The sequence below is a fragment of the Clostridium tagluense genome (assembly GCF_003865095.1).
Lineage (GTDB): Bacteria > Bacillota > Clostridia > Clostridiales > Clostridiaceae > Clostridium_AD > Clostridium_AD tagluense.
The window spans coordinates 32,563-51,984 of the sequence record NZ_BHYK01000025.1 but is presented as its reverse complement, the minus strand read 5'-3'; the positions used below and the strand labels follow the sequence as shown (position 1 = coordinate 51,984).

At 32.3% G+C, this 19,422-nt stretch carries 16 protein-coding genes; 2 read left to right on the top strand and 14 right to left on the bottom strand.

Annotation, left to right across the window (positions count from 1 at the left end; genetic code table 11):
* Positions 1-50: 50 nt before the first annotated feature.
* The 4 genes from Ctaglu_RS18415 to Ctaglu_RS18400 all read right to left on the bottom strand — a co-directional run bounded on the left by Ctaglu_RS18415 (position 51) and on the right by Ctaglu_RS18400 (position 5,250).
* Complete coding sequence (locus Ctaglu_RS18415; protein WP_125004409.1) at positions 51-884, bottom strand: deoxyribonuclease IV; 834 nt, start codon at positions 882-884, stop codon at positions 51-53.
* 45 nt (positions 885-929) lie between these two features.
* Positions 930-2,348, bottom strand: coding sequence for a glycoside hydrolase family 1 protein (locus Ctaglu_RS18410; protein ID WP_125004407.1), 1,419 nt, complete (start codon positions 2,346-2,348; stop codon positions 930-932).
* Positions 2,349-2,698: 350 nt separating this feature from the next.
* Positions 2,699-3,775 carry a M24 family metallopeptidase gene (locus tag Ctaglu_RS18405; RefSeq protein ID WP_125004405.1) on the bottom strand — a complete coding sequence of 359 codons (1,077 nt, stop codon included), beginning with the start codon at positions 3,773-3,775 and terminating at the stop codon, positions 2,699-2,701.
* Positions 3,776-3,840: 65 nt separating this feature from the next.
* On the bottom strand, positions 3,841-5,250 hold the full coding sequence (locus Ctaglu_RS18400) for an APC family permease (RefSeq protein WP_125004439.1): 1,410 nt from the start codon (positions 5,248-5,250) through the stop codon (positions 3,841-3,843).
* Between the two features lie 359 nt (positions 5,251-5,609).
* Between Ctaglu_RS18400 and Ctaglu_RS18395 the strand changes: the two genes are divergently transcribed.
* Positions 5,610-6,155: a helix-turn-helix domain-containing protein gene (locus tag Ctaglu_RS18395; RefSeq protein ID WP_125004403.1), complete on the top strand. Its 546-nt coding sequence runs from the start codon at positions 5,610-5,612 to the stop codon at positions 6,153-6,155.
* Between the two features lie 44 nt (positions 6,156-6,199).
* Here Ctaglu_RS18395 and Ctaglu_RS18390 read toward each other — a convergent pair whose 3' ends face one another.
* From Ctaglu_RS18390 to Ctaglu_RS18360, 7 genes are all read right to left on the bottom strand, one after another.
* Positions 6,200-6,631 (bottom strand): DUF6465 family protein, encoded by a 432-nt coding sequence (locus Ctaglu_RS18390; protein ID WP_125004401.1) that lies wholly within the window; start codon positions 6,629-6,631, stop codon positions 6,200-6,202.
* Positions 6,632-6,875: 244 nt separating this feature from the next.
* On the bottom strand, positions 6,876-7,226 hold the full coding sequence (locus tag Ctaglu_RS18385) for a hypothetical protein (RefSeq protein WP_125004399.1): 351 nt from the start codon (positions 7,224-7,226) through the stop codon (positions 6,876-6,878).
* Between the two features lie 44 nt (positions 7,227-7,270).
* Positions 7,271-8,236 carry an ABC transporter ATP-binding protein gene (locus Ctaglu_RS18380; protein WP_125004397.1) on the bottom strand — a complete coding sequence of 322 codons (966 nt, stop codon included), beginning with the start codon at positions 8,234-8,236 and terminating at the stop codon, positions 7,271-7,273.
* Positions 8,236-9,258, bottom strand: a complete 1,023-nt coding sequence (locus Ctaglu_RS18375) for an ABC transporter ATP-binding protein (RefSeq protein WP_125004395.1) — start codon at positions 9,256-9,258, stop codon at positions 8,236-8,238. Before Ctaglu_RS18375 ends, Ctaglu_RS18380 begins: the two co-directional genes overlap by 1 nt.
* A gap of 13 nt (positions 9,259-9,271) precedes the next feature.
* Positions 9,272-10,189, bottom strand: a complete 918-nt coding sequence (locus tag Ctaglu_RS18370; RefSeq protein ID WP_125004393.1) for an ABC transporter permease — start codon at positions 10,187-10,189, stop codon at positions 9,272-9,274.
* Positions 10,190-10,205: 16 nt separating this feature from the next.
* The gene (locus tag Ctaglu_RS18365; RefSeq protein WP_125004391.1) at positions 10,206-11,162 is read right to left on the bottom strand and encodes an ABC transporter permease; all 957 of its coding nucleotides are present in this window, start codon (positions 11,160-11,162) and stop codon (positions 10,206-10,208) included.
* A 69-nt stretch (positions 11,163-11,231) separates the two neighbouring features.
* The gene (locus Ctaglu_RS18360) at positions 11,232-12,965 is read right to left on the bottom strand and encodes a peptide ABC transporter substrate-binding protein (protein WP_125004389.1); all 1,734 of its coding nucleotides are present in this window, start codon (positions 12,963-12,965) and stop codon (positions 11,232-11,234) included.
* A 951-nt stretch (positions 12,966-13,916) separates the two neighbouring features.
* Here Ctaglu_RS18360 and Ctaglu_RS18355 point away from each other — a divergent pair.
* Positions 13,917-14,156 carry a ground-like protein gene (locus tag Ctaglu_RS18355; protein WP_125004387.1) on the top strand — a complete coding sequence of 80 codons (240 nt, stop codon included), beginning with the start codon at positions 13,917-13,919 and terminating at the stop codon, positions 14,154-14,156.
* Positions 14,157-14,205: 49 nt separating this feature from the next.
* Here Ctaglu_RS18355 and Ctaglu_RS18350 read toward each other — a convergent pair whose 3' ends face one another.
* The 3 genes from Ctaglu_RS18350 to recQ form a co-directional block, all read right to left on the bottom strand.
* The gene (locus tag Ctaglu_RS18350) at positions 14,206-15,822 is read right to left on the bottom strand and encodes an ABC-F family ATP-binding cassette domain-containing protein (protein ID WP_125004385.1); all 1,617 of its coding nucleotides are present in this window, start codon (positions 15,820-15,822) and stop codon (positions 14,206-14,208) included.
* 103 nt (positions 15,823-15,925) lie between these two features.
* Positions 15,926-17,143, bottom strand: a complete 1,218-nt coding sequence (locus Ctaglu_RS18345) for a DEAD/DEAH box helicase (RefSeq protein ID WP_125004383.1) — start codon at positions 17,141-17,143, stop codon at positions 15,926-15,928.
* A gap of 15 nt (positions 17,144-17,158) precedes the next feature.
* Positions 17,159-19,333, bottom strand: coding sequence for a DNA helicase RecQ (recQ, locus tag Ctaglu_RS18340; RefSeq protein ID WP_125004381.1), 2,175 nt, complete (start codon positions 19,331-19,333; stop codon positions 17,159-17,161).
* Positions 19,334-19,422: the final 89 nt, after the last annotated feature.

Genomic DNA, 19,422 nt, shown 5'->3' with positions numbered 1-19,422 from the left:
TAAATAAACAGCTATTTACCTCATAGCTGTTTATTTATTTTTTTACCATATTATTCTATATATGCTTGTCGCAATATCTTAATTTCCTGCGCATAACCAGACAACTCATTTGGAGTTTCTAAAAAGAATGGTAAGTGACGTAGTTTTGGGTGATTAATAACTTTAATAATCACATCTTTTCCAATAGAACCTTCACCTATTTTTTCATGACGATCCTTATGGCTTTCAAATGGATTTTTGCTATCGTTTAAGTGAATTGCATATAGTTTATCAAGACCGATAATTCTATCAAATTCATCTACAACACCATCTAAATCATTGACAATATCATAACCTGCATCATAAATATGACAAGTATCAAGACATACACCCATCTTCTCCGAAAGTGTAACCCCATCAAGAATTTGTTTTAGTTCTTCGAAAGTTCGACCAACCTCCGTTCCCTTACCTGACATTGTTTCAAGAAGTACTGTAGTGGTTTGCTCTGGTTTTAGCACAGTGTTTAGCATATTTACAATATATCCTATCCCCACCTGAGCTCCTTGCTTTACATGACTACCTGGATGAAAGTTATAAAGACTATTAGGCAAATATTCCATTCTTTTCAAATCATCTTCCATAACATTAATTGCAAATTCTCTTGTGTGCTCATCAGCAGAACAAGCATTTAATGTATATGGAGCATGTGCTAAAATTATAGCAAATTTGTTTTCTTTTATTATTTGTAAAAGTGCTTCTACATCTTTCGGGTCAATTTCTTTTGCTTTACTCCCTCTAGGATTACGGGTAAAAAACTGGAATGTATTTGCTCCTATTTTAAGAGCTTCTTCGCCCATAGCTTTGTAGCCTTTTGATACTGATAAATGACAACCTATATTTAACATAATTTTTCCTCCAATATTGTAGAGATAATGTAAACACTATCGTTTTTATTTTTTTATTAAACTTTCCCCATTTGTTGAAATTACTTCTTTATACCAATTAAAACTTTTTTTCTTATATCTTTCTAAAGTACCAGTTCCATCATCATTACGATCAACATATATAAATCCATAACGCTTTCTAAGTTCTGCAGTTGTTGCACTAACAAGATCAATACACCCCCAGGAAGTATATCCCATTATCTCTACACCGTCTTCTATGGCCTCCGCTACTTGAACCAAATGATCATTTAAATACTTAATTCTATAATCGTCAATCACTGTCTTATTTCCATTTTCATCTGTTATTAATTCATCCACAGCACCTAAACCATTTTCCACAATGAATAGTGGTTTTTCATAACGATCATAAAAAAGATTAAGAATATAACGTAACCCTTGTGGATCTATTTGCCATCCCCACTGAGAAGCTTCTAAATATGGATTTGCAACGCCAGAAATAATATTCCCCTTAGAATTTTTTTTCTTCTTTGGATCTGCTGTTGCGCAAGAACTCATATAATAGCTAAAGGAAATAAAGTCCACTGTATTTTTAAGTATCTCTTTATCCCCCGGTTCCCTATGAATTTTAATATTATTATCTTTAAAGTACCTATCCATATATTTAGGATACGCCCCTCTTGCATGAATATCTGCAAAATATAAATTTTCTCTATCTTGCTTCATTGCTTCCATTACATCGCTTGGATGGGGAGTTAATGGATAATTTGGAACACCAAGAATCATACATCCAAATTTTGCACCAGGTATCATTTCATGACCAATTTTAACTGCCATTGCACTTGCTACTAATTCATGATGAATTGCCTGGTACAGATCTTGTTTTGTTAATTTTTCTTTGTCTGTGAATATACCACCACTCATATAGGGTGCATTTAATACTGAATTAATTTCATTAAATGTAAGCCAATATTTTACCTTATTTTTATATCTAGCAAAAATTGTTCTTACATAATTCTCGAAAAATCCTATTAACTTGCGGTTTACCCAGCCATCGTAGTTCTTAGCAAGAGCAAGTGGAGTCTCATAATGTGAAATTGTAACAAGTGGCTGCATTCCATATTTTAAACATTCATCAAATAAATCATCATAAAATTGTAAGCCTTTCTCATTTGGCTTTGCATCATCGCCATTTGGAAATATTCTAGACCATGCAATAGATGTTCTAAATACTTTAAATCCCATTTCAGCAAATAATTTAATATCTTCTTTATATCTATGGTAAAAATCAATACCTATTAATTTCATATTATCTTTTGTGGGCTCTTCTGTAACTCCACCCATTATACCTTTTGGTGCAATATCTTGTGTTGACAAGCCTTTGCCATCCTGATTATACGCACCTTCACACTGATTGGCCGCTACAGCTCCTCCCCATAGAAATCCTTTTGGAAAACCTTTTGTCATTTTACATCGCTCCTTAGTATATCTCGCGCAACATACGCTAAACAAATTAATTTTACTTATTTACTATTTCTGTACCTGAATTTCTTCATCAATCATTTTATTTTGCTTCCACTTAATAAATTCAATTTTTCGAGGTAGTAATCCTGCCTATAAATACTTAAACACCGTTAAATTTAAATTTGTAGAATATATTATCAATAACTAGTGTATCCGAAACTTATATATTAATATGTATAAGAGCTTCCATAAAAATTAATTTTATGGAAGCTCTTTAATTTACTGAAATAAAAAAATGGAAGTCTCATTTTTAACTTATGAAACTCCCACTTTATTTAAAATGCATTTTTATGCTATTCTACTATTATTAAATCCTTTGTATAGTGGTTTAATACTTCGCAACCATCCTGGGTCACTATTACTAAATCTTCTATACGTACACCAACATCCCCTGGTATGTATATACCTGGTTCTATTGAGAAACACATTCCTACTTCTACTTTATCTGTATTAGCAGAAGAAACATCTCCAAACTCATGATCTTCAATTCCTATAGAATGTCCTAATCTATGAGTAAAGTATTTCCCATAACCTTTTTCTGTAATATAGTCTCTTGCTGCAGCATCAATGTCGCAAAATCTAACTCCTGGTTTAACTTTTTCAATGCCTCTTTTATTAGCTTCTCTAACTATGTTGTAAACTTCTCTGCTATGTTCTGATACACTTTTATAAAAAACTGTTCTAGTCATATCTGAGCAATATGAGTCTTTTATACAACCAATATCAATAACTACACAGTCGCCTTCTTTAACAGTTGAGTTATCCATAACATGATGAGGATCTGCTGCATTAGCACCATAACCTACGATTGGGTCAAAGGAATGTCCTTCAGCTCCCATTTCTTCCCACATGTCACCAAGTAGTTTCCCCATTTTCTTTTCAGTATATTTTTTAGTTACAAGTTTTATCATCTTTTCAACGGCAATATCATTAAGTTTTGATGATGCCCTCAAAAATTCTTTTTCTTTTTCATCCTTTGAACTTCTTACTTCATCAATAATGCTAGAACCATTAACAAATGCGCTACCACCTTTTAGCTCCATTAATCTTAATAAGAAATGAGCAGCCCAGTTTTTATCTATACCCATTGGCAAATCTTTATTGATATGTTTTAAAAGAATTTCCACTGGTTTATCAGTATCGCTATACCATACCATTTCTACGCCTAAATCTTCACTTATAGGGAATAATTCATTAATAAATAACTTGTTATTTCCATTTGTATTAAGATACAATGCAAGCATTCGCTCACCAGGTAATATCCATTTGCCCGTAAGATAGAAAATAGCATTTGAATCAGAAACTATCATTTGAGGTATTTTCTTATCTCCCATAATTTTTAAAACTTTATTAAGTCTTTCCTGTATCATTAAAAATCCCTCCTAAAATATTATGATTATATTTTGATTCTCTGCCTTTGGCAGGGAAATATAAACTATTTTTTTTCTTCTTTGAATCCCGTTTTACGTACAAAATTTTTCCAAATCATATTTCCACTAACTATAACAACTAATGCTCCACCAATCATTTGCACCTCGTATATTATATTTTCTTTCAAACTTGGCATTACTGGTGCTGCTGATAGAACTATACCAAGTACGACTACAACTAATACCATTTGTGCAATTCTAATTGAAGTATTATTGTTTTTTGAAAGTTCATATGGTCTTACTTCATTCGGTCTTGTTTTTCTAAGTTTTATATAAGCTGCAAATAGTAATATATAAGGGAACAGCGCTGTAAGTGCTGTCATTGTAACAAGTACATTATATATCGTATCAACTGAAGGTAGCAAATTTATCGCAAGTAAAATTACCGATACTATTATTGCTTGAAGATAAACTGCTTTTACTGGTATATTATTCTCATTAACTTTTGTAAATTTTGCTGAGAATATACCCTTATGAACACTTCCAAAAAGCATTTTTATTGGTGATGCAATATAAAGTATTATTGCTCCAAACACTGAAAGTGATATTCCAAATGCAACAATTTTTATAAACCAAGTTCCAATTCCAAGACTTGCAGCAACTGTTGAAAGTGCTACTAAAATCCCCTGTGAAGCTGTTATCTTGCTAGCTGGTAAAATAAGTGTAATAGCAATTGAACCTAAAACATAAAGACCTGCAACTAAGGAAGCTGCAATTAATATTGCTTTTGGTAAATCTTTTTTAGGGTTGTCCATCTCTGTTACAAAGTTTGCAGTTGTCTCTGCCCCAGATAGTGCAAACATTACACTTGAAATCGCTGCAAATGAGTCCATATTTAATTTAGGGGTAAGCGTTTTCACTGTATAAACAGATGCTGGCTCATTACCAAAAACGTATACAGAAACAATACCCATAACTATTAACAATACTGCAGGTACAGTTGAACCTAAAGCTCCAATATTCGTAAATAGTTTTGCAAACCCCATCCCTCTTGTACTTATATATGATAGTATCCAGAAAATTATTAAAGACAATATCATTACAAACATCTTATTGCTAGCAAGCTCAGGTCTTCCAATAGTATAAGATATATTTACAATTAAGAATGTCAAAAATGAAGTATACCAAAATAATTTTGCAGTCCAATTCAGCCATGAAACCAAGAACCCTTGTTTTTCACCATAAGCTTCCTTTACCCACTCGTAAAGACCACCATCTCTTGGATAGGTTGCTGCAAGCTCAGCACAAATAAGTGCACCTGGTACAAAGAATACAAATGTGAAAACTATCCATGTTGGAATAGCTCCTAGTCCTAGTCCAAAGCTCGATGCCGTTGACTTTGCAATCCACCTAATTCCAAAGAGTGCTGATACATTCATAAATACTAAATCCCATAAACCAATTTTTCTTTTAATTAAACCAGTTTTTTCTTTCATTTTTTTCCCCCTGCTTTCTTTTCAGTGTTTTATTAATATTCAGTATATTGTGCTATTTGTACTTCTACTCTACCATAAAAATTTAACAATGTACAGAATTATTTAAGTATTACAATAATAATTTCAATGCTACAGTAATTTATTAAATAATTTTTTTCTTACAAATATCACAATTCATTAAATATTGTAATAACTATGCTGTTTGGTATATTGAATAATTATTTTTAGTATGGTACTATGTTGAATAATAGATGTAATCACTGTAGTAAAAAAATGAGAAGTTTTTTACTTATAAACTACTATGCACTGTAACAATTGATTAGATTTGGAGGAAAATAATGTTAACTGAAATAGCAGGAAAAATTCGTAATTTAAGAAAAGAAAAGGACTTAACGTTAAAAGATTTGAGCATAAAGACTGGCCTTTCAGTAAGCTTTCTATCTCAGGTAGAAAACGGCTATTCTTCACTTGCAATAACTTCACTAAAGAAAATTGCAGAAGCGTTGAATGTTCCAATGAATTATTTCTTCAAGCCTCCTGAAATACACAATTTTTTAGTTAAGGCGCAGGAAGAAAAAGCATTTAAAATAGAAGGATCAAATTCAGAATTTATTAGAATTAGCGGAGATTTTACTGGAAGAAAAATTGAATCTTTGATAATCATTATTCCTCCTGAGCAAATGCATGGAAGCAAATCTAGTCATCCCGGTGAAGAATTTGTTTATCTACTTGAAGGAGCACTAATTGTAAATCTTGCTGGAAACGATTATTTATTAAAAGCAGGCGATTCAATACAATATCCCTCAACCACTGATCATTCATGGACAAATCCACTTAATCAAAAAACAAAATTGATTAGCATTGTTACTCCATTAATTTTCTAATTCAATTAAAAAGGAAGGCCATAAGCCTTCTTTTTTAATTTATCTTAAGATAATTTCAAGTCTATGTTGATTTTTCCATTTACCAAACAATAAGCCGTATCGTCTTCAACCTTTAAATATACATCTAAAGTCTTAAGTTCTGAAAGTTTATGAGATTTAACCCACTCATCATGAATTTTTTCTAGTATTGTATGTTTGCTAACCTCTTTCCCCTGATATTGAACGTAAAATGAAACATCGACTTTCTTAGCTATTGTTTTTTTTGCAGCAGTTGTGGCAACGGTGGCTGCTTTAGTAGCCTTTGCTTTAACATTTTTAGCAGTAGCTTTCACTGCATTAATAGTCTTTTCCATATTTTCTTTTTTCACAACGTCAGAAGCCACTTTTATTGCTGTTTCTTCCGTAGACTTTATAACTTTTTCTGCTTTTGACTTTACAGACTCTTTAGCAGATATTAAATCACTATTTTTTTTCATATTTTTTACCTCCACTTATAATTTTTTTGTTTTTTTATTATATTCTATATGTTTTTCAAAAATCCTTTTTTGTAGGACTAAAATGATTATAATATTTATTTTCAATAATATACTATTTATAATAGTATTCTATAAATAGTATAATATGAATTTACATTAAAATAATTATATACCAAATATTAAAAGCACATGGAATTCCATGTGCTTTTAATATTTGGTACTAACTTGCCACGTGGGTGGCACTCTAAAGATAATATCTTATATTATCAATTACAACTCCTGAAACTAGAATCACAACATTTACAATCAGTAGCACATTAACAAAGTTTATAATCTGAAACCTTTCTTTCCACTGTTTTTCATTTTCTAGAGACCTTCGTGCGTCTCTCTTTAATATAAACGCAGAATAAACAATTAAACCAAGGCCTCCTACAACGAATAATGTACTACGGACAACTTCTAGTGTAACTTTAGCACCATCGCGTTTTATTAAAATAGCTCCTAATGTTGATATTAATATTAATATTAATGAAATTATTAACCCTAATATTATTGATTTAATTATATCCTTAATAAAAATTAAGACTTTATCCATATGTTATCTTCTCCTAAACTTTAATATTAAAACAACAAATTATTTTAATATAAATGACATGCTACAAAATGATTTGGAGCAGCTTCTTTAAGTGGTGGCGTTTGCTCACTACATATCTTCATAGCATAGCTACATCTTTTCCTAAATCTACATCCAAGTGGAGGATTTATTGGACTTGGAACCTCACCTTCAAGCATTATTCTTTTTCTCATTCTTTCAAGCCTTGGGTCAGCAATTGGAATTGCTGATAACAAAGCTTTAGTATATGGATGAAGAGCATTTCTATAAAGTTCTTTACTCTCTGTAAGCTCAGCCACAACCCCTAGGTACATAACAGCAACTCTATCAGACATATGCTTAACCATTGAAAGATCATGAGCAATAAATAAATAAGTAAGACCCATTTCTCTCTGAAGTTTGATAAGAAGGTTTACAACCTGTGCCTGTATTGAAACATCAAGGGCTGATATAGGTTCATCACACATTATAAATTTAGGTTCAACAGCTAATGCTCTTGCTATTCCTATTCTTTGCCTTTGTCCACCTGAGAACTCATGCACAAATCTATTACTATGTTCTTTATTAAGGCCAACTTGTTGCAAAAGATATTGAATTCTATCTGTTCTATCTTTACTATTAGCAGCTAGATTATGAATATCAATTCCTTCTGCTATTATATCTCCAACCGTCATTCTTGGATTTAATGATGCATATGGATCTTGAAAGATTGTTTGCACTTCCTTGCAAAATGCTTTCTTTTCAGCTCCATGTATTTTGTGAACATCTTTTCCCTTATATAGAACACTGCCTTCAGTTTTATTATACATTCCTATACAAGTTCTGCCACAGGTAGTCTTTCCGCAACCAGATTCACCAACCAGGCCTATGGTTTCGCCTTCTCTTATTATAAAACTCACATCATCAACTGCTTTTAAAACTGCATTTTTTCCTACATCAAAATATTTTTTTAAATTCTTAACTTCTAATACTACTTCTTTTTTATCTTGCATTATAACACACCCCCGCCAACTTCAAAAGGTAGATTTAAATTCGTAGCCATTTCATGATGTAGCCAACAAGATGCCCTATGTTCTCCTCCAAATTTGTATGCTGGAGGTTCCTTGGTTAAACATATCTTCATACAATGTGAACATCTTTGCGCAAATCCACAGCCCTTTGGAGGACAAACCATATCAGGTGGCGTTCCTTTAATCGATACTAGTTCTTCCTTATTTTCAAGATCTAATCTTGGTACTGATTTAAGCAGTGCCCAAGTATACGGATGTTTTGGGCTATAGAATATTTCCTCAAAATTCCCCGCTTCAACTATCTTTCCAGCGTACATAACAAATATCCTATTAGCAAGGTCCGCAACAACTCCAAGGTCATGAGTAATTAGTATAACTGATGTCCCTAGCTTTTCTTGAAGATTTTTAATTATATCTATAATCTGTGCTTGTATTGTAACGTCTAATGCTGTGGTTGGCTCGTCAGCTATTAGCATACTTGGATTGCATGCCAGCGCTATAGCAATCATAACCCTCTGCCTCATACCTCCTGAAAATTCATGTGGATATTGATTAATCCTTTTATCCGAATCCGGAATTCCAACAAGCTGCAACATTTTTAAAGCCTCTTCTAAAGCCTCTCTCTTACTCATTCCTCTGTGAATTATTAAATTTTCTGCAATTTGGTTGCCAACTTTCATAGTTGGATTTAAGGCTGTTAAAGCATCTTGAAAGATCATGCTACATTGAGCACCCCTAAAATCTTGCCACTGCCTTTCAGTAAATTTTAATATATCTTCACCTTTATATATAATTTCACTGCCTTCTTTAACAACGCCTTGTGGTGCTTGTATAAGTCCCATTATTGCTTTGGAAGTAACAGTTTTACCACATCCAGATTCTCCAACTATAGCTATACATTCTCCTTTTTCTACATCAAAGGACGTACCTCTTACCGCTTGAACCTCACCAGCATAAGTATTGTATGATACTGTTAAATTTTTAACTTCTATTAATTTTTCCATTGTTTGCCTCCCACTATTGACGAAGTTTTGGATCAAGTGCATCTCTTAAACCATCACCAAACAAGTTAAATGCTAACACCGTTAAACAAATTGCAGCTGCTGGGAAAAATAATTGATATGGATAAAAAGCCATTGCATTTTGTCCGTAGGATATAAGCACACCCCAACTTGTATTTGGAGCTTGGAGTCCCAGTCCTAAAAAGCTTAGTCCTGCCTCATCAAATATATACCCTGGTATGCTAGTTGAAATAGTTAATATCAATACCCCTATTGTGTTTGGTATTAAATGCTTTATTATAACTCTTGATGGTGATGCACCTAGTGCTGCCGCTGCAAGCACATATTCACTCTCCCTAAGTTGCATTAACTGTCCCCTTATCATTCTTGCTGTACCACACCACGATGTAATAGTCAGCGCAAAAATTAAAGTTGGAACACTACTACCAAAAACCACTATTATTAGTATTGTTAAAAGTAATCCTGGAATACTAGTTATTACCTCTATAAATCTCATCATAAGCTCGTCTATCCACCCACCAAAGTAGGCCATTACACCGCCGTATAAGCATCCAACAACTATTTGTATGGCTGTTGCAATTAATCCTATTGCAATGGATACCCTACCACCATACCAAACTCTTGAAAATAAATCTCTTCCCAATGAATCAGTTCCAAACCAATATTCACCACAAGGTACTATATTTTTTTTAGTTCCATCAACAGTTTTAAAATCTTTTCCATTTATGTATGGACCTACAATAACCATTATTATCAATATTATTAATATTCCTAAAGATATCATTGCTATAGGATTTTTTTTAAGTCTTCTCCAAGCATCCTGCCAATATGTTATATTGGGTCTTGTTATCACATCAGAATTCTGCTGGTCACAATCAATTAATTCAAATTCTTCCTTTTTAAATTTTGTCATTGATAACTCCCCCCCCTTATTTTTTTCCACCTATAAGCCTTATTCTTGGATCAACAACTGTATATAACACATCAGATATAAATATACATACTATATACATAGCTGTAGTTATTATAGTCTCACCCATAATTATTGGAAGATCTAGACCTTGAACTGCTTCTATATAATAGAGCCCAAGTCCAGGTATAGAAAACACTCTTTCTATAAAGAATGATCCCGTTATACACATTACAATAGTCATAGGAAGGAATGTAACTATGGGAATCATTGAATTCCTCATTATATGCTTAAAAATTAATCTCTTGCTTGATAATCCTTTAGATTTTGCAGTTAATACATAATCTTGATTAATAACATCAAGCATAGAAGTTTTTAAAAGTCTTGAATAATATGCAATATACCCAAAACATCCTGCTAATGTAGGTAGAACTGTATACTCCCATCCACCCAGCCACAAATCTTTACCCTTGGGCCATCCTATTACTGGAAACCACCCAAGATCTCCTGCAAAGTATTTTTGAAGTAGTAATGAAAATACAAAGGTTGGTATAGAAATAAGTAAAACAGCCGTGGTTATTATGCTATAGTCAACCCATGTACTCCTTTTCATAGCTGCTAAAATTCCTAGCATAATACCAATAACTATTCCCAGTAGCATTTGTTGTATTCCAAGTCTTGCAGATGCTGGTAGTTTTGTTTTTATTATACTTCCCATAGTTTGTCCAGGAAAAACTATAGATTCACCAAAGTCTCCTTTTAACATACCCGTCATAGACTTAACATATCTTTGACTAACTGGTTTATCATATCCATATTTTTTATACATTTCTTGTTTTATATTTGGTGGTAATTTTTCTACTTTTGCAACTAGAGGATCACCTGGCACAGCTTGCAATAAAAAGAATGTAGCTGTTGCTATTATAAAAAGTGTCAGTAACATTTCCACAAATCTTCTAATAGTGTAACGAATCATAAAATTCTCTCCTTTTTTTAATAACGCACAGGGCTCTTAAGAGAGCTCCTATGCATATTATTATGATTACTATTTTCTACCTGAGGTGTATGCCCATCTCCATTCATAATCTGCTCCATAAGTAGGATACATGAAATCTTTAAGGTAGTTTTGTAAAAATCTTCTTGTATCTTGATAATAGATTGGAGCTAAAGCAATATCATCTTTTATTAGCATTTCTTCAAGTTTTTGATATTGTTTTAATCTTTTTGCAGGGTCTATTTCAGTAGCAAGTTCTTTAGAAATCTTGCTGTACTCTGGGTTAGCATACCTAACCATATTATTCACACCTTTGGTTGAAAACATATCTAGGAAACCTATTGGATCGTCGAAATCTGCTCCCCATCCAGTCATTACAGCATCATACTTCATATCTTTTTTAGCTTGAGAATAAAGTGTAAGGTTTCCAAGTACTTCTACATTTAAATCTATCCCTAAATTCTTTTTAAATTGTTGTTGCCACCATTCAGACTTTTGTTTTTCATCTGATCCTGCTGCATAGGTGATATATTTAATTTTTATCTTGCTCAAATCAGTTGTAGTATTGCCAAGCTCTTTAAGCCCTTCTTTAAATAATGCCTTGAGTTTTTCAGGCTTGTTTGCATACTCAGCTGCTAGCTCTTTTAATGGCTCTTTGCTTACATCTCTGTAGACTTCTTTTCCTGATTGTACTGGCTTTGGAACCCACCCATAAGCTGGAGTAAATCTATTCACAAGTGTATTTATATAGTCTTCTCTATCAAATGACAATGCCATTGCCATTCTTATCTTTTTATTTTTCATTAATCCGCTTGGACCACCCTCATTATTGAAGCCTAAAGCCCAAGTAGTTGGTACGTCGCCTTCTGCATATTGGAATTTTCCTGCCTTAGCCTCTTCTTGCCATTTTTTAATATATTGTTGTGTGGATCCAGTAACGTCTAGTTGAGCTGTTTCAAATAATTGAGCTTGAGTTGAGAATTCCTTTATATCATTCATTTCTACAGTTTTAAGATATACATTTGCAGCATCCCAATAAGTAGGATTTTTTTCAAAGGTTATGCTGTTATTTCTTACCCATTCTTTTATTATATAAGGTCCACAATAAACTTGTTTTGTAATGTCTGTTTTCCAATTTTCCCCACCTTTTTTTATAACATCAAGTCTTATTGGTAGGAAAGCTTTAAATGTTAATTTTTTATCAAAATATGGTGTAGGTCTAACTAAGGTTATAACCAATGTCTTATCATCTTTAGCCACTACTCCAATATCTTCAACCTTTCCAGTTCCAAGATTGTAAGCTTCGGCACCTTTTATTTCATATGCATAGTATGCATACGGAAAGGCATTATCCTTTTTTAATAATCTTTGGAATGAATCCACATATTGCTGAGCTGTAACTGGTACACCATCACTCCATTTATAATCTCTTAAGTGAAAAGTCCAAGTTAATCCATCCTTAGATGTTTCCCAGCTTTTAGCTCCTGCTGGTTCTATTTTATCTTTTCCATCAACAGTCTTCAGCCTTGCTAATCCTTCTTGAACTGCATTTAATGCTGTGTTAGAGTATGTGTCTTGTGCCTGATTTGGATCTAGCGTTTCAGGTTCAAGGAATATTAACTTTATATGTTGATCATCATCCTTTTTAGCCTCAGTACTAGACTTTTTTGTTTCAGCTATTGATGGAACTGTTGCGGTCTTCTTTTTGCACCCCGCTAGGCCCGCTGAAACTGTTAGCATCATTGTTGATGCTAACAGTAAGCTAAGCATTCTTTTTGTTTTCATTAAATAACCCCCCCTTAAACATTAATAATTTCTATATATACCTTATATTATATATAAGAGAATATAGCATTTTATTCTTAATATTTTAAACTTTGCTTTACCAAAAAAACTTATTATTATTTTTAATAATATACTATTATTTCTAATTAAGTATAATAATTTTATTTATTCTATTGTATTCTATTTTATACTTTAATTCAACATTTTTCTTTATATTCCCATAAATATTTTTTCAAATATTTAATTTTTTAACTTCTTGGTACAAATTTTAATCACACTATTATATTTACAGTAAATTTCTTTTCCATACATATTTTTCAATTAAATTCATTATATTGCCTGATAATTAATATGTCAAACGTACCATAATATTGATTTTCTATTTAATTCAAATTTCACAACTGAGAATGCAATTTAAAACATTGAAAATTCAAGGCTTCTCAGCATTTTAGTATGATAATTTTTTCTTAAAATAAATATTATATTTATTTTTAATTATAATATAATTACATCTAAAACAATTAATAGAATTTATAATCAAGCTGAGTATTATTGTTCTAATGAATTTAAAACTATAAAAACAAAAAAACATAGTTAAATAAAATACTGCAGTTTCACCTGATAGGTACCAACTTACGCTATAATTTTTTATTTTAGATCTTTGCTTTATTTTATATTCACACTTAGTGAAACCCAGAATATATTAAAGTACCACCTATAATTTTTTTTATTTAATGATTTTAAAGTAGACCTCCATTACCTAGATGTGCTGGTATTAATACCAAAGCAACTACAATACTTAAGTTAAAGTGTAAAATTTCTTCCTAAAGTAGCGGGTTAAGCACTTTAGTTGATTTTCAAACTTTTAACTTAGGCACAGTCAAATAAATAGCAAGCATGCTTATCTGTTATTTATTTGACTGTACCGAAATATAAAGGGAGGGTTTTTATATGAGTCATAGACATAAAAACTGTTGTTGTAGTAATAATTGTTGCTGTAAACCTGTTTGTAGATGTGAAAACATTTGTGGAAACAACTGTGGAAATGGCTGCGGAAATGGTTGTGGAGGCGGCTTTGGGAATGGTTGTGGCGGTGGCAGTGGTATTTGGTTAGCTCTTTTACTTTTAGGCATTGGTGGACGTGGTGGTTGCGGCGGTTGTGGCGGTGGATTTGGTGGCTGCGGCTTTTAATTAATTTAAAAAGCACTTCTAATAAAATTTTTATTAGAAGTGCTTCTCTTTATTTGTACATAAGTTCTAATTCTTTTTGAATATCATCACTTTCTTGGAATTCATCATAAGACATTTGTTTATCCATTATACCCTTAGGTGTAATTTCTATTATTCTATTTGCAACTGTTTGAACTAGCTGATAATCATGAGACGTAAGTAGCATCGTTCCAGTAAAGCTAGTTAACCCATTGTTTAAAGCAGTAATAGACTCTAGGTCTAAATGATTAGTAGGCTCGTCTAATATTAATACATTAGCATTACTAAGCATCATCTTAGAAAGCATACATCTAACCTTTTCTCCACCAGACAAGACACTAGATTGTTTAAGAGCTTCTTCTCCTGAGAAAAGCATTCTTCCTAAAAAGCCTCTAATAAAGCTTTCTGCCTTTTCCTCTGAAAATTGTCTAAGCCAATCAACTAAGCTACAATCTACATCATTAAAATATTCTGAGTTATCCTTTGGTAAATAAGCCTTAGAAGTAGTAACTCCCCATTTAAATTCACCACTATCTGGCTCCATTTCACCCATTAAAATCTTAAATAATGTAGTTTTAGCTATTTCATCTGCACCTGTAAAAGCAATTTTATCTCCCTTGTTAACTATAAAAGACAAATTATCAAGAATCTTTACTCCATCTATAGTTTTACTTAGATTTTCAACTACTACTAAATCATTTCCAGCTTCTCTTTCTGGTTTAAAACCAACAAAAGGATATTTACGTGAAGAAGGTTTTATATCATCTAAAGTCAATTTATCTAATTGCTTTTTACGAGAAGTAGCTTGTTTTGCTTTAGAAGCATTAGAACTAAATCTAGCAATAAAGTTTTGAAGCTCTGCAATTTTTTCTTCTTTTTTCTTATTTGAATCTTTAGCCATTTGAAGAGCAAGTTGACTAGACTCATACCAAAAATCATAATTTCCAACAAATAATTGAATTTTACTAAAGTCTATATCTGCAACATGAGTACATATTTTATTTAAAAAATGCCTATCATGAGAGACAACTATAACAGTACTTTCAAAATTTAATAAGAAATTTTCAAGCCACTTTTTAGATTTTGCATCTAAATTGTTTGTAGGCTCATCCAGTAATAAAATATCTGGCTTACCAAATAGTGTTTGTGCAAGGAGTACCTTAACCTTTTCTGATCCTGTTAGTTCCTTCATTTTTTTGGTTTGAAGTTCTTCAGTTATGCCAAGGCCCATTAAAAGAATTGAAGCTTCTGATTCCGCTTCCCATCCATTAAGCTCCGCAAATTCACCTTCTAGTTCTGAAGCTCTAATTCCGTCTTCATCCGTAAAATCTGATTTTGCATACAATTCATCTTTTTCTTTCATTATTTCAAAAAGTCTTACATGTCCCATCATTACAGTATTAATAACTTCATGTTCATCAAACTCAAAATGATCCTGCTTTAAAACTGCTAGTCTTTCTCCTGGTGTAATTATAACTTCTCCAGTATTGGACTCAATTTCACCTGATAATATTTTAAGAAAAGTTGATTTACCAGAACCATTTGCACCAATTAACCCATAACAATTACCAGGTGTAAATTTTATATTAACATTATCGAATAATTTACGTGCACCATATCTTAAACTTATATTATTTGTACTAATCATATATTTATAAATACCTCCATACATTAAGTGATTCCATTATAGTCAAACTACTGCCCATTATACCACAGGTCAGGAAAGTAGGCTAATGAAATTTATTCCTAATTTATTTATTTTTATTGAATTTATTAGTGTTTGATGTTTTATTTTGGATCCTTTCTGCGCGCTTGGCTTTAGGGGCATCCTCTGGCTCAATAATTCTTCCCATGTAGATATCTTTTTGCAGAATTTCTATATTAAAATCTTTTTCATAAGTTTTAATAAGATCAAGTTCCCTCTCTTCTGCTATGGATAGTGCTAGCCCACGCTGACCCATTCTTGCTGTTCTTCCTACTCTATGTAAATAGTCCTTAGAGTTCTCTGGTATATCAAGGTTGAATATATGTGTTACTCCTCCTATATCCAGTCCTCTAGCCGCTAAATCAGAAGCTACCAAAAGCTGGATTTTCCCTGCATTGAAATCCTCAATAGCTTTCTTTCTATTTTCTTTTTCAGATATTCCATGAATTCCTTCTACGCTTAATCCATGATATCTAAGCTTTGAAGTTGTAATTTCTACCTCATCACTTTTATTTATAAATATTATTGCTTTTTCAGGGCTAGTAGCACTTATAAGTTTCCTTAAAAGAATCAATTTTTCTCTTCTTTCAACCAAGAAATACATATGTTCTATGTTAGGGTTTACAACACTTTTATCCCCTACTTTAATAACCTCTGCGTCCTTCATTAGTGTTTTTGAAATTTCTACGGCTTTAAGTGATACTGTAGCTGAGAATAACATGATTTGTCTATCCCTAAGGGTAGTTTTTATTATTGCTTTTACTCCCTCTATATTATTTTCATCTATCATTCTATCACCTTCGTCAATTACTATAGTCTTTACAAAGTGTGATTTTAGTTTTTTCATAGTTATAAGTTCTAAAATTCTTCCTGCAGACCCAACTACTATATGTGGTTTTTCCTTAAGAGACTCTAGCTGTCTTTTGATATTAACATTGCCTATTATGCTAGTGGATTTTACTTGCGACGCTGAGTTCTCTGATAGAAGTTCTATCTGCTTATGTATTTGCATTGCAAGCTCATGAGTAGGTGCAAGAATAATTGCTTGAATATCCTTTGATGTTATATCTATTTTTTGGAATATAGGCAGTAAATATGCTAATGTTTTACCTGTACCCGTTTCTGATTCTCCTATTATGTCTTTGTTTTCAAGTCCTAGAGGAATAGCCTTTGCTTGGATTTCTGTAGGGCTTTCGATTCCTTGTTTTTTTAAACCTTCTATAAGGTTTTCTTGTAATCCTAATTCAATAAATGATTTATCCATATTTTCTCCTTTTTTCTAAGAAATTTTATTGTTCGCGTGCTTAAATATAGTTGCTTTTATAGCTAAATAATCTACTTCCTTTGGTAGCGCGTCTTTAATAGGTTTTAACTTTGAAGCTCCAATTTTTTCTATGACCTCTATAATAAGTGCTTCATGATTTTTTGGAATAAAATCATCTAAATTCACTTCAAATCCCTCATAAGCACATTTTAATATATGATCTTGCACTGTAAGACTTTTTAATTGTCTCTCAGAAATTATATCTTCTATGCGCATGCCCTCTTTATACATATTATAAGTAATAACATAGCTAGGCAGCTTATCTTCATTTTCGCCCTTCTGTTCCACTGCCGCTTCATTTAAAGCCGTAATATCAACTTCTTCATTATATAGTATTTTTTCCTTAATTTCTATATTATTTTCATTCATATATTTTTTTATAACCTGAATAAATTCTTCTCCATACTTATTAAGTTTAGATTCTCCTACCCCTTTGATACTTAACAACTCACTCTTATTTACTGGGAAATATTCACTCATTTCTCTTAGGGCACTATCTGCAAAAACAATATATGGTGGAACTTTTTCCCGCTCAGAAATCTCTTTTCGAAGTGAGCGCAATATTTCAAATAAACCATTACCGCTAGCTGCCTTAGCTTTTCTTTTCTCAACCTTCTGATAGACCTTTTCCTGGTTTTTGAGTACTGCCACAGCTTTCTCTTTTAAACGAACCACTGGAAATTGACCATCTGCAAGGGATAAATAGTCTTCTGCCGTAAGCACATTTATAAGGTCTCTTATCTCTTTAACAGTATATTGCTTTATTATTCCGTAGGTAGATAGTTTTTCAAATCCAAGGTCCAAAACTTTTTTATTCTTAGAACCTCGAAGCACCTCTGCAATTAAGGTAGTACCAAATCTCTCCTTCATCCTAAGGATGCAAGAAAATATTTTTTGTGCCTCAATAGTTATATCTACTAGCTCACTTTCATCATTGCAAGTACTACAATTGTCGCATTTATCTCTAGTATTTTCTTCACCAAAATATTCTAAAATAAACTGCCTAAGGCATCTAGTTGTATGCGCGTAATCCACCATAGCTTGAAGTTTCTTGTATTCGCTTATCTTTCTTTCAGGAGACACGGTGCTTTGTTCTATAAAGAATTTTTGAAGTAGTACGTCTGCTGCAGAAAATAATAATATGCATTCACTAGGCTCTCCATCACGGCCTCCACGCCCTGCCTCTTGATAATAAGCCTCCATGCTCTTTGTTAAATTATAATGAATTACATATCGAACATTTGATTTGTCTATTCCCATTCCAAAGGCATTTGTAGCAATAATAATATTTATATCATCATACAAAAACTTTTCTTGGTTTTCTTTCCTCTGCGAGTCAGCTAGTCCTGCATGATATTTTCCAACATTGTATCCCTTTTTATTCAAAAGCTCATAAAGATTATCCGTTTCCTTTCTTGTAGCGGTATAGATTATACCTACCTTGTCTTTATTATCTTCAATATATTTCAAAACAAAATCTCTTTTGTTTTCTCCACGAATAACAGTAAAGCTTAAATTTTCTCTATTAAACCCAGTTACATAAATATCTGGCTCCCTTAATTCTAGTAACTTTATAACGTCTAATCTTACAGCCTGCGTTGCAGTTGCAGTAAAAGCTGCTATAATTGGTCTTACATGTAATTTTCTTATCAAACTAGAAATTGCTGAATAACTAGGTCTAAAATCATGTCCCCATTGAGATACACAATGAGCTTCATCCACTGCTAAAAGTGATATTGTTAATCTATTTAGCATGTTACAGAAAAATTCTGATTCTAGTCTTTCAGGTGCAACATAAAGCAGCTTAACCTCTCCCTTAGAAGTCTTATCAATTCTTTCATTAACTTCATTAATGCTGAGTGAGCTATTTATATATGTTGCCGGTATACCTACACTATTTAAGGTATCTACCTGATCCTTCATAAGAGATATAAGTGGTGATATCACAAGAGTTACTCCTGGTAGAAGCAGTGCCGGAATCTGATAACAAACTGATTTTCCTGCACCTGTAGGCATTACAGCAAATGTATCCTTCCCATTTATAATACTCTCAATTACACTCTCTTGTCCTTTTCTAAAACTATCATATCCATAATACTTCTTTAATTTTTCTTGTGCTTTACGTAACATACATCTCTACCTCTCATCCGTAATAATTTCTTATAATAGTATAACATTATTTAAAAAACTTTGTACTCTTATGGTGCCAAACTTTATCT

What these genes read in the sequence shown, in the direction of transcription:
- Ctaglu_RS18415 (WP_125004409.1), bottom strand. Translation starts at nt 884, where the DNA reads ATGTTAAATATAGGTTGTCATTTATCAGTATCAAAAGGCTACAAAGCT.
- Ctaglu_RS18410 (WP_125004407.1), bottom strand. Translation starts at nt 2,348, where the DNA reads ATGACAAAAGGTTTTCCAAAAGGATTTCTATGGGGAGGAGCTGTAGCG.
- Ctaglu_RS18405 (WP_125004405.1), bottom strand. Translation starts at nt 3,775, where the DNA reads ATGATACAGGAAAGACTTAATAAAGTTTTAAAAATTATGGGAGATAAG.
- Ctaglu_RS18395 (WP_125004403.1), top strand. Translation starts at nt 5,610, where the DNA reads ATGTTAACTGAAATAGCAGGAAAAATTCGTAATTTAAGAAAAGAAAAG.
- Ctaglu_RS18390 (WP_125004401.1), bottom strand. Translation starts at nt 6,631, where the DNA reads ATGAAAAAAAATAGTGATTTAATATCTGCTAAAGAGTCTGTAAAGTCA.
- Ctaglu_RS18385 (WP_125004399.1), bottom strand. Translation starts at nt 7,226, where the DNA reads ATGGATAAAGTCTTAATTTTTATTAAGGATATAATTAAATCAATAATA.
- Ctaglu_RS18380 (WP_125004397.1), bottom strand. Translation starts at nt 8,236, where the DNA reads ATGCAAGATAAAAAAGAAGTAGTATTAGAAGTTAAGAATTTAAAAAAA.
- Ctaglu_RS18375 (WP_125004395.1), bottom strand. Translation starts at nt 9,258, where the DNA reads ATGGAAAAATTAATAGAAGTTAAAAATTTAACAGTATCATACAATACT.
- Ctaglu_RS18370 (WP_125004393.1), bottom strand. Translation starts at nt 10,189, where the DNA reads ATGACAAAATTTAAAAAGGAAGAATTTGAATTAATTGATTGTGACCAG.
- Ctaglu_RS18365 (WP_125004391.1), bottom strand. Translation starts at nt 11,162, where the DNA reads ATGATTCGTTACACTATTAGAAGATTTGTGGAAATGTTACTGACACTT.
- Ctaglu_RS18360 (WP_125004389.1), bottom strand. Translation starts at nt 12,965, where the DNA reads ATGAAAACAAAAAGAATGCTTAGCTTACTGTTAGCATCAACAATGATG.
- Ctaglu_RS18355 (WP_125004387.1), top strand. Translation starts at nt 13,917, where the DNA reads ATGAGTCATAGACATAAAAACTGTTGTTGTAGTAATAATTGTTGCTGT.
- Ctaglu_RS18350 (WP_125004385.1), bottom strand. Translation starts at nt 15,822, where the DNA reads ATGATTAGTACAAATAATATAAGTTTAAGATATGGTGCACGTAAATTA.
- Ctaglu_RS18345 (WP_125004383.1), bottom strand. Translation starts at nt 17,143, where the DNA reads ATGGATAAATCATTTATTGAATTAGGATTACAAGAAAACCTTATAGAA.
- recQ (WP_125004381.1), bottom strand. Translation starts at nt 19,333, where the DNA reads ATGTTACGTAAAGCACAAGAAAAATTAAAGAAGTATTATGGATATGAT.